Source organism: Microcoleus sp. A003_D6, assembly GCF_036702825.1.
Classification (GTDB): Bacteria; Cyanobacteriota; Cyanobacteriia; order Cyanobacteriales; family Microcoleaceae; genus Microcoleus.
This window is the reverse complement of the sequence record NZ_JAUBWA010000062.1, coordinates 32,389-42,894: the sequence shown is the minus strand read 5'-3', so window position 1 is coordinate 42,894 and position 10,506 is coordinate 32,389. Positions and strand designations below refer to the sequence as shown.

The window sequence follows — 10,506 nt, the reverse complement described above, 5'->3', positions numbered from 1 at the left end:
GGCAGTTGGCAGTTGGCAGTTGGCAGTTGGCAGTTGGCAGTTGGCAGTTGGCAGTTGGCAGTTGGCAGTTGGCAGTTACCAGCCAAGAGTCATTAGTTAAGAGTCATTAATTACCAGTCAACAGTCAACAATTCCCAATTCCCAATTCCCAATTACCAATTACCAAATCAAAAAATGATTCGCCGACGTTCCACCCCTTGGATTCATCGCTGGTCTAGGACTGTAATGGCAGCGATCGCAGCCATCGGCGTCGTAGAAACGGCCTATCTCACGATCGCTAAATTCACGACAGGCTCGGTCATTTGTCCCACCAGCGGCTGCGACAAAGTTCTCAACAGTCCCTACGCTACAGTTTTTGGCACAGTGCCTTTAAGTTTGTTAGGTTGTCTGGCTTACCTGAGCATAGCAATCCTGGCATTGGCTCCCAAAGCTGTCAATCGCGACACCAATAAAGGACTGCACTCTCAACTAGAAAAAAACACTTGGCAAGCGCTATTTATCGTCACCGCTGCGATGGTAATTTTCAGCAGCTATTTGGTGTATTTAATGGCTTTTGAAATTAAGGAACTGTGCATTTATTGCATCACTTCTGCCTTATTTTCGCTGTCGCTGTTTGTGCTGGTGCTAGTCGGGCGCGAGTGGGAAGATATCGGACAGTTGGTGTTTACAGGCATTTTGGTGGCGATGGTGAGTTCGATCGGCGCTTTGGGACTCTACAACAGCGTCAACTCGCCTGCTGCTTCTGTCTCTACTCCAGGAATTGCACCCCCTGCCGTCACTACAACCTCCGGTCCGGCACAACTTGCTTTGGCCCGCCACCTCCAACAAATCGGCGCTAAAGAATACGGCGCTTACTGGTGTCCCCACTGCCACGACCAAAAAACCCTGTTCGGCAAAGAAGCAGCCAAAATAATTAATTATTTTGAATGCGATCCGCAAGGGCAAAATTCCCGCGCTGAAATTTGCCAAGCTGCTGCTGCGAATGTTAAAGGTTTCCCGACTTGGGAGATTAACGGTCAGTTTTATTCGGGGACACAAACTTTGGATAAACTCGCTGACTTATCCGGTTACACCGGCCCGCGCAACTTTCAAAACTAACAGAAAAATTGGAGATTTTAGAGGGCAGATTTTAGATTTTTTTTGCAGGAAATATCCGATTTTTTTACTTGGTTTATCGTTGTTTCGTGCTGCGAATAAATCTAAAATCTCGCATCTATAATCCCTAAAAACTTAGTAAAAATTAGTTAGAGAGAGCGAAGAAGTTTAAAACAAGTGGTGGCTCTCTAAGCTGTGGAGCATTTAAAATAGTATTGTAGGGTGCGTCAGCCCTATCTTGTTTCCCTTGCTTAGTAAGTGTTCGCTTCTGACGCACCCTACAGGCCTCGTTAGTGGTTTAAATGTCGAACAGCTTAATATAATCTGCGAATAAATACTAGGACTTTTACACAAAAACTATCACAACCGGGTTTCAGCTTCCAGACTCATTGGTGAAATGACATATTTTGGTTGAGGAACCCGGTTTCTGCTGTTGCAGCCCGATCGCCCGCACCAAAAAATTCAAAAATTGGATAATCTAAAATCTAAAATCGACTCCCCGTACCGAAAAACCAAAAAATTGGATAATTTTAAATCAAAAATCTAAAATCGACCCGCCCGCACCGAAAAACCAAAAAATCTAAAATCGATAGATCGCCCCAGAGATGTAAAAGCTATATGTAGTAGTAGCTTAGATGCTCCAAGGGCGAGGCAAAAATCCCTAAAATATGCTAGAAACTATCAAAAAATGGCTTGATGGAGAACGCCGAGTATTGATTACTGCGAGTGCCGTTGCCAGTACGGTCATTGTACTGCGCTGGTTCGGATTTTTGCAGGTGTGGGAATGGGCTGCTTTCGACCACTTTGTGCGCTGGCGGCCGGCCGAACCAATTGACTCGCGCATCGCCATTGTCGAAATTAAGGAAGCTGACTTGCAAAAATACGGCTACCCAATTTCCGATGCTGTATTGGCCCAATTGCTGCAAAAATTGCACGCTGGCAAGCCGCGGGCGATCGGGCTCGACGTTTACCGAGATTTGCCAACTCAACCGGGTAACGCCGAATTGCTCAAAACTTTTAAAACTATTCCCAACTTAATCGGCATTGAGTTGATGCCAGACGAAGCTAGGTTCGGAGTTCGGCCACCTCCGGTACTTGACAAGCTCGATCGAGTCGGTTTCAACAACGTTGTGATCGACGCTGATGGAAAAGTGCGCCGAACTTTGCTCTACGCTTGGCCCGGAGACGGCAAAACTCATCAAAGTTTCGCGCTCAGACTGGCTTTGGTTTACCTCAAAAGCGAAGGGATTTCCCCTCAACCCGCAAAAGCCAATCCTAAATACTTGCAGTTAGGCAAGGGGGTGTTTCGGTCTTTTAAACCGCATGACGGTGCTTACGTTCGATCGGACAGCCGCGGCTATCAAATTCTCGCTAATCCGCGCGGCCCGCTAGGCAGTTTTCGCACTGCATCGATGAGCGACGTGCTTTCTGGCAAAGTACCGCCGGATTTTGTGCGATCGCGCGCTGTCTTGATCGGCTCAACTGCCACCAGCCTCAAGGACTTTCAGCAAAATGCTTACAGCTCCGGCTTGTTTGCTCCTCCCCAGCCAATACCCGGAGTCGAGCTTCAGGCTCATTTCTTGAGCCAAATTTTGAGTGCGGCCCTCGACGGGCGCGGAGGTATCAAAGTTTGGCCCGAGGCGGCGGAGTTGCTGTGGATTTTACTGTGGTCTTGGGCGGGAGCCAGTTTGAGCTGGAAGTTGCGATCCCCCGGTCGATCGGCTTGCTGTTTGTCAAGTATCAGCCTCGGTCTTAGTGCCAGTTTATACTTAGTCTTTTTAGCCGGTTGGTGGCTGCCGTTAATTCCTCCAATCCTCAGTCTTTTGGGTTCTGGCTGCACAGTTGTGGGTTATCTGGCTCACCTGCAAGAAGAATTAAAACGGTCTAAAGAATTTTTACAATCGCTAATCGATACAATTCCCGACCCGATCTTTGTCAAGGATCGAAATCACCGCTGCGTTGTCTTGAATCAGGCATATTGTCGGTTTATTGGCTATCCTTTGGAAATTTTAACTTGCCGAACAGATTACGATTTATTTCCCCAAGACGAAGCCGATATATTTTGGCAGCAAGACGAATTAGTATTGCAAACTCACCAGCCGCGAGAAAATGAAGAATATTTTACCGACGCTCACGGAATTACGCATCTGATTTCGACTAAAAGATCCCTCCACAAAGATTCTGCCGGCAACCTATTTTTAGTCGGAGCAATCAGAGATATTACCGATCGCAAGCGCCGGGAAGATGCCCTAGAACAAAAAAATGCTGAACTCAGCCATCAAGCTTATCACGATGCTCTCACCAGCTTGCCCAACCGCAAAAAGTTCTACGAATGCTTGCATTCGTCTGTAGAAACAGCCTCCAGCAATCAGGAATTGGTAGCTTTACTGTTTTTAGATTTAGATGGATTTAAGTCAATCAACGACACTCTCGGACACGATGTGGGCGATTTGCTCTTAAAAGCAGTTGCCAGTCGGCTCAAAAAATGCTTGCGCGGCAGCGATACTATCTCGCGGTTGGGCGGCGACGAGTTTACAGTCCTTCTGCCCGCAATTCCCGGTCGCGAGGAAGCTGCGAAAGTAGCCCAAAAAATTTGCGACGCCATCATGCAGCCTTTTATTTTAGAAGAACATACAGTTTCTGTAACTACAAGTATTGGTATTACTTTGTATCCAACTGACGGTCAAGAGCCAGAGATTTTAGTCAAGAATGCCGATGCAGCGATGTATCGTGCTAAGGAACGCGGGAAAAACCAATATCAATTTTTTTAAGCAATACCCGTTTAAAAAAAGAATGCAGCTTTCGGCAAGCTCCAAACCCCGATACTCATCATTTATTCCCATCTCACAACTAAAAGTGAGAATAGTATAGTCTGTCATCTGTCTTAAGATAGACTTACTAAAAAGAGGAAACTGATTGCAGCAAGTTGCCGTTTTTTCTAAATGTTAGAGAATATTAAGAAATTCTAAAAGAGAAAGCGGAGATTAAATTCAAATCGCCAAAAGCGTTGATTTAAAAGGATTTAAGTAGCTTTACGAAAGTTAATTAAAGGAAATGTAAAGATATCAGTGGAAATACGGAAATTGCTCGATATAATAGGTGTACAGGCGTGCATCTACTTCGTTGATTTGTATAAATTATGAATACTATGCGTACTTTGATTCAGCTCACAACAACGGCAACCCTGGCTACCTGCCTGCAAGTGAGTACGATCGGCATCGCAAATGCGGCTCGAGTTGCTCTCAACTCAACCAGCAACTTCACAAAAAGCCTTAGCACGGGCGTGGGCTCCGGGCCGTCGAGATCCACATTTTTGACAGTTGCACAAAACTCTAGGCTTCCAAATTACCCAAAAAAATACGAACCAGACCCTAACGGGAACCCCAAAAGTGACGGTACGGGGACGCGCTGAACCCAATTTTTCAATCTTCTATTTGCCCAGATTTGTACCAATTGGATTGGTTAATTAAAGTATGGCTGCACCAATCCGACTCGGTGAGGGGATAGTCCACTCGGTAGTGACCGCCGCGGCTTTCGGTGCGAAACGCAGCACTTTTGAGAATTAAGTAGCCGATATCCAATAAATTGCCAACTTCCCCCCAATTTCGCAACAGCAGGCTGGTTCCCTCATCTGCGGGTGAGAAATCAATGATTTTTCCAGGCTGCAACTTCAGCAAAGTTTGACTCAAAGGCAAAGAGGCAAATTCTTGCCGCCAAATCTCAACTTGGACGATCGCACTTTCCAAATCGCGTTGTCCCCGGCAAATTCCCGCACTCTGCCACACCAATTGCGGCAGTTCAAACCGCAATTTTTCGATCGCCTCAATGTCTTTTTCAGAAATTGATTTTTCCAAGATTTCCCCTGCATCGAACTCATCTGCGAATGCCTCGGGCTTTCCACCTTCTACCTGCAAAAGTCCCATCTGCGCCCCAAAAACCAGACACTCCAGCAGCGAATTGCTCGCCAACCGGTTAGCGCCGTGTACCCCGGTGCTGGCAGTTTCTCCCACCGCGTACAAACCCGGAATCGAAGTTTGGTTAAACTTGTCAGCCACAATTCCTCCCATCCAGTAATGGGCGGCCGGCGTCACGGGCACCGGTTCGGAAAAAATATCAATTCCCCAATCAGCGCACACTTGAATAATATTCGGAAACCTGTAGCGCAGTCGATCGACCGCAATCGGGCGCAAATCCAGCCAAACATGAGGTTCCCCCGTTTTCTGCAAGTGGCGGAAAATAGCGCGGCTGACAACATCCCGAGGGGCGAGTTCCCCGCTGGGGTGAGAGTCAAAAGCAAAGCGATATCCCTTGCTGTCAACCAAATGAGCTCCTTCTCCCCGCACCGCTTCGCTAATGAGAAACCGAGGCGCGCCCGCTTTGCTGAGGGCAGTCGGGTGAAACTGCACAAATTCTAAATCTCGCAGCAGCGCCCCGGCACGCCACGCAATTGCCACCCCGTCCCCGGTACTTACCGACGGGTTGGTCGTTTGAGCAAAAACCTGTCCGCCACCGCCTGTCGCCAGCACTACGGCGCTAGCCCGCAGCCATTTGACCCTGGAGTCGCAAATTGAGCTAATGCCCTGACAGCGCCCGGTTTCGTCTAGCCACAGACTCAAAGCAAAGGCTGGGGATACAAGTTGAATGTTTTTGCGGCTCAATACTTTGGCTGTCAGCGTACTGATAACGGCTTTGCCCGTAGTGTCGGCGGCGTGGAGGACTCGGCGGCGGGAGTGGGCGGCTTCTAGGGTGAGGGCTAAATCCTTGCCGGTGCGATCGAAAGCAACGCCCATTTTGACTAGGGAATCAATGCAGGCTGAAGCTTCTTCGACTAAAAATTTCACCGCTTCCAAATCGCAAATACCCGCTCCGGCAGCCAGTGTATCCTGAACGTGCAGCGCTGCGGAATCTTCAGGGGCGATCGCCGCCGCAATCCCTCCTTGGGCCCAATCGCTTGCAGAAACAGGTAGGGTATTTTTATTGATCAAGCCCACCTGCAAATGTTCTGGGAGGCAAAGTGCCGTGTACAACCCAGCCGCGCCAGCACCTATCACCAATACGTCAAATTTGTCAGTCATAAGTCTGCCGATTTTAGATTTTAGATTTTAGATTTTAGATTAAAGAATTGACTCCACAGAGCAATATGGAGGTTTGAACTGTCTATTTTAGATTGAATAATTTAATAATTGAATAACTAAATAATTGATTCCACAGATGAATCTGGAACTTCAACTAATGTCTAAAATTTTTGGCTCTTCACAACATCGGAAGCTTGTATCCGTCTTTGGGTTCGATCCTTTTTCAAGGCATTCGGCATTCATCAGCCGGAGCCAGAAGCCAGAAGCCAGAAGCCAGAAGCCAGCAGCCAGCAGCCATAATTCATGAATTAACAAAAAATTAGTTCTGACTAATGACTAATGACTAATGACTAATGACTAATGACTAATGACTGATGACTAATGACTAATGACTTCTACCAAATACCTTCAAAGGATGCCCGCTGCTACCTAGTCGTAGAGACCGTTGTTCAACCTGGTGTCTCCTTCAATAAAGACTGATTCGACATCAGTTACGGTGAATTTGTCCAGGTTAGCTTGCAGCACTTTTTTCTGATCTTCCGTCAAGCCTGAAATGTTGAATACGTCCTCAACTTTTTCGTAAGGAGCATTCTTAATAATCGATCGAGCTAAAGTGGGATACAACCCTCGAAATTCCCGAAAGTCCCGGACGGCGCTGTTGTTCAAATCAAGTTTTTTGCCGTATTCTGTGGCAAGCTTGTCATCGGCGCGATTGGTTCTAGCCGGAACTTCAACAGCTAGGAGCGAGGATGATGGCAAGACGGTACGGCTCAATGTCGCCGCGATCGCGCTCATGTCTCCAGCCCATGCAAAGCAGCCCAGCACTAAGCCCAATACTGCCAATAGACGACCCAATCGTTTCATGAAGTTTTGTCTCCCAATTTCATACACAGCATTTATCTAGAGACTACCATTTTGCTTATGCAGTTTTTCAGACAAATCCGCAGCAGGCAAAGGGCTGTTATAAACTTTACATTGAGCTATTGACAGCAGGGACGATATATGATAAATCTCGAAATTTAGGCATCGCAGGCAAGTTTATAGAAGACCCTCCAAATTAAAAACTGGGACTTCCATTTTTAAGGGTTAATTTTTTGTCGCGCACCCAATTTTCTGGCTATCGAGAACTTTTTCCTTTCGAGTTCAAAAAAGTGTTCAAATCAGCATAAGTACCGCCGTAAGTCACGGTGGGAGTGTCGTAACCCTTCAAAGCAACGGTGTGCTGCTCGAAAATGCCCTCGGCCCCCAATTGGGTCAGGTATTTGTAGGTTGTTTCTCCCACGGCGATATCTTTGCCGAGTTGCTTGGTGCAAGATTCCAGGCGAAATGCTGCGTTTACAGTATCTCCCAAGGCGGTGTAGTCCGATCGGTCGCTGCTGCCAGAATTTCCCACCATTGCATAACCGGTATTGATTCCGGCCCCGACTCGCAAAGGAAAAGGCAGGGGGTAACGGCTGCTGAGTTCGTCTGTTGCCTTGTGCAGTTGGCTCAAAGCTTGGCAAATCCGCATCATTTCCTCGCTGCTGACACCGCTGGTTTTGTGGAACCAGACGGCCATGATGGCATCGCCGATGTATTTGTCCACCCAACTGCCGTGTTCGCGAATGATCAGTCCTGCTTTGCGGAACCAACTGCCGATGACTTCCGAGAGGAGGGTTTCGTCTAGCTGCCTAGTCAAAACTGTAAAGTCTCGGATGTCCATTACCATGACGCTAATCAGGCTGCGTACCGTCAAAGTCGCCGTAAAATCGTCAGAGTCTGTCTCGTGTATGGGATCGTGCCGGTAGCCGGCGGTTGGGTTGTAGAAGTCCAATTCGGTTTGACCGAAAATAATCCGATCGCCATTTCTGAGGGTGACGGGAATACTGACCCGTCGCCCGTTGACAAAGGAACCGTTGCGGCTGCCCAAGTCGATCAGGTAGAACTCTCCTGTCTCCATTTGCTGTAACATCGCGTGATTCCGGGAAATCCAGCGATCGATTAACACAAAGTTATTGTCATCGCTCCGCCCTACTGTCCAGCAATTGCTGCCGGAGAGCGGCAAGTAGCGATTGCCGCTTTCTGTACGAAGTACCAAATGTGGATTGGCTTGCAAAGTCACCACAGCCCTAGAAACAACATCAAGTCAACCGATTTGAGGTTTTAAACTTTAAATTTTAACTTTACCGCGCGGCTTATAACTGAAATTGCTGCTTAAAACCCTCACATCTGCTGTTCTAAAATCTAAAATTGTTTAGTCGATCGTCGATGCACCGAACCAAAACAGGATTGCCCAACCACAATTCGATCGCCCACGAAGGTAGTTATGGTTCGATCTTAAGCGAAAGTGTCATTTTTTTCACGCCAAAAATGTATTTGGGGAGTTTAATTTGCTGATTTTTGCCAAAAATCTAACTTATTTATGCTGAGGGGGCCGCAAAAAAAAACTGGAAAATGGCTCTCCGGCTCAGACCGAAAGTTCAACTAAATAGTCCCATACTTTGCTAAACTTACTCATAGTTAATCTTTAAAGGAATTTTCTATGTGGAAAGTTGCAGAGTTTGGAAAATTAGTTGGAGTGTCATGCTCTACCTTGCGACGATGGGAAAGCGACGGAAAGTTAATCCCAGAAAGGACTTTAGGTAATCAGCGACTTTATACCGAGACTCATTTGAATATTGCTCGAAACCTGAAAACAGGCAAAACACCAAGTCGAGTCATTATTTACTGTCGCGTCTCATCCAATGGACAGAAAGAGGACTTACTTCGCCAGGTAAAAGTAATGGAGCAATTCTGCTTAGCCCAAGGAACTTCCGTTACCGACTCAATTCAAGAGGTTGGCGGAGGATTGAATTTTAAGCGCCCCAAATTTTTGCAGATTGTACAGTGGGCAATTCAAGGCGAAGTAAAAATACTGTATGTAGCTCATAAGGATCGATTGTGTCGATTTGGTTTTGAATTAGTCGAACAAATCTTGCAGTGGAATGGCGGAACGATTATTGTCGCTAACGCTGAAACCCTTTCACCGCATGAAGAATTGACCCAAGACCTACTTTCGATCGTCCACTGTTTTTCTTCTAGGCTGTACGGACTGCGGAAATATAAAGCAAAAGTAAAGAATATTGTGGATGGTATCGATCCTTGTTCAAACTCAACTATAGTTAATCAGGTGAATAAGTCCAGGGATTGAAAATGTACGCCCTCAAACGTGAGCTTAAACTTACAGCAGATTCCACGCTTATGAAGTACACCCGCCGATCGTTCGATCGCCGGTTAGACACGGCGAAAGCCTTTGTCCCTACACTTCATAAACCTGGAATAGGCTGTATGATATGGCTGCGGTCACAAAAATAGCGAAAACCAAGCTTGGCAAACTTCAATGGCGTAATCGTCACAGAATTTTTGGCGAGAATAAACTAAGAATCAAGGCATCAAATAATGCTCGTAAGTTATATGGTGAATCAGCACGTCAACACGTGCATATTGCTAATATTATGCAGATACAACGCAGAAAATGACGACTGAGTTAAACCGTAAACCTTACATTATTCGGATTGAGAATCTAAACGTTTCAGGGATGATGGCTAATAGTTAGTAAGTTGCTACGGTAAGTAACAACTGTTTTTACGAAATTCGCCGTCAATTAACTTACAAACAGGCTCATTATACCAATTTAATGTGAAGTTGCACATATCTCGATCCCCCTCGCATCCCCCGAATCGTTGCGGGGACGAAAGAGAAGAATCTTGTCCCCCCCTTATTAAGGGGGGCTAGGGGGGATCGGATTCTATGCAGCCTCATAAAAAATTGGTATTAGGGAATAAAGGTAGAATAGACCTCTTGCAAAAATCCTTTTAATCAAATTCTGGAACGGGCAAGATGCCCATTCCACAAGAAAAAAAATTTTGTGGGATGGGCATCTTGCCCGTCCTAGTTATTTTTGCAAGAGGTCTAATTAGTTGAGGGTTTGTCTCTAAGTTCTAAAACTTGCTCAAAATGCGGTCACGTTCAGCCAAAGAAGCTTTCGGAGCGGGTATTTCTCTGGCAAAATCCAGACTGCGGACATATTCAAGATCGGGATGAAATGCCGCAATAAATCTTGAGTGTGCCCCAAATGAAAAAGTACGGTTGGCTTGACCGGAATTTACGCCTGTAGACAAGTTGCGAGCCGACTCCCTTGATTGAAACAGGAAGCAGATTCTCTGAGACTCTCTCGGTTGAATGGTGGAATCTGAATAAGTTTAGCCAAGTTCTGTGGAGCAGTTGTTAAAGACAAGGTATCTTTAAGATTTGTTGCTTAACTTCATGTTTTTGAAGATATCAACAAAGCCTTTTCTTCGCTGCGGCGGTCAATAAA

At 46.3% G+C, this 10,506-nt stretch carries 8 protein-coding genes; 5 read left to right on the top strand and 3 right to left on the bottom strand.

Annotation, left to right across the window (positions count from 1 at the left end; genetic code table 11):
- The first annotated feature begins 174 nt into the window (after positions 1 to 174).
- From QUB70_RS18150 to QUB70_RS18140, 3 genes are all read left to right on the top strand, one after another.
- The gene (locus tag QUB70_RS18150; protein WP_332982438.1) at positions 175 to 1,098 is read left to right on the top strand and encodes a vitamin K epoxide reductase family protein; all 924 of its coding nucleotides are present in this window, start codon (positions 175 to 177) and stop codon (positions 1,096 to 1,098) included.
- Between the two features lie 665 nt (positions 1,099 to 1,763).
- Entirely contained in the window at positions 1,764 to 3,866 is a 2,103-nt protein-coding gene (locus QUB70_RS18145; RefSeq protein WP_332982437.1) for a CHASE2 domain-containing protein, read from the top strand.
- A 368-nt stretch (positions 3,867 to 4,234) separates the two neighbouring features.
- Entirely contained in the window at positions 4,235 to 4,507 is a 273-nt protein-coding gene (locus QUB70_RS18140; protein ID WP_332982436.1) for a hypothetical protein, read from the top strand.
- A gap of 10 nt (positions 4,508 to 4,517) precedes the next feature.
- Here the strand turns inward: QUB70_RS18140 and nadB are convergent, their stop codons facing one another.
- The 3 genes from nadB to QUB70_RS18125 all read right to left on the bottom strand — a co-directional run bounded on the left by nadB (position 4,518) and on the right by QUB70_RS18125 (position 8,274).
- A complete protein-coding gene (gene nadB / locus QUB70_RS18135; protein ID WP_332982434.1) occupies positions 4,518 to 6,170 on the bottom strand; it encodes an L-aspartate oxidase in 1,653 nt (550 codons plus the stop codon).
- Between the two features lie 429 nt (positions 6,171 to 6,599).
- The gene (gene psbU, locus QUB70_RS18130; protein ID WP_332982432.1) at positions 6,600 to 7,034 is read right to left on the bottom strand and encodes a photosystem II complex extrinsic protein PsbU; all 435 of its coding nucleotides are present in this window, start codon (positions 7,032 to 7,034) and stop codon (positions 6,600 to 6,602) included.
- A gap of 253 nt (positions 7,035 to 7,287) precedes the next feature.
- Entirely contained in the window at positions 7,288 to 8,274 is a 987-nt protein-coding gene (locus QUB70_RS18125; protein ID WP_332982430.1) for an adenylate/guanylate cyclase domain-containing protein, read from the bottom strand.
- A 417-nt stretch (positions 8,275 to 8,691) separates the two neighbouring features.
- Here QUB70_RS18125 and QUB70_RS18120 point away from each other — a divergent pair, with 417 nt between their 5' ends.
- Together QUB70_RS18120 and QUB70_RS18115 are read left to right on the top strand one after the other, a co-directional pair.
- A complete protein-coding gene (locus QUB70_RS18120; RefSeq protein WP_332982429.1) occupies positions 8,692 to 9,339 on the top strand; it encodes an IS607 family transposase in 648 nt (215 codons plus the stop codon).
- A 777-nt stretch (positions 9,340 to 10,116) separates the two neighbouring features.
- Positions 10,117 to 10,245, top strand: coding sequence for a zinc ribbon domain-containing protein (locus QUB70_RS18115; RefSeq protein WP_332982428.1), 129 nt, complete (start codon positions 10,117 to 10,119; stop codon positions 10,243 to 10,245).
- Positions 10,246 to 10,506: the final 261 nt, after the last annotated feature.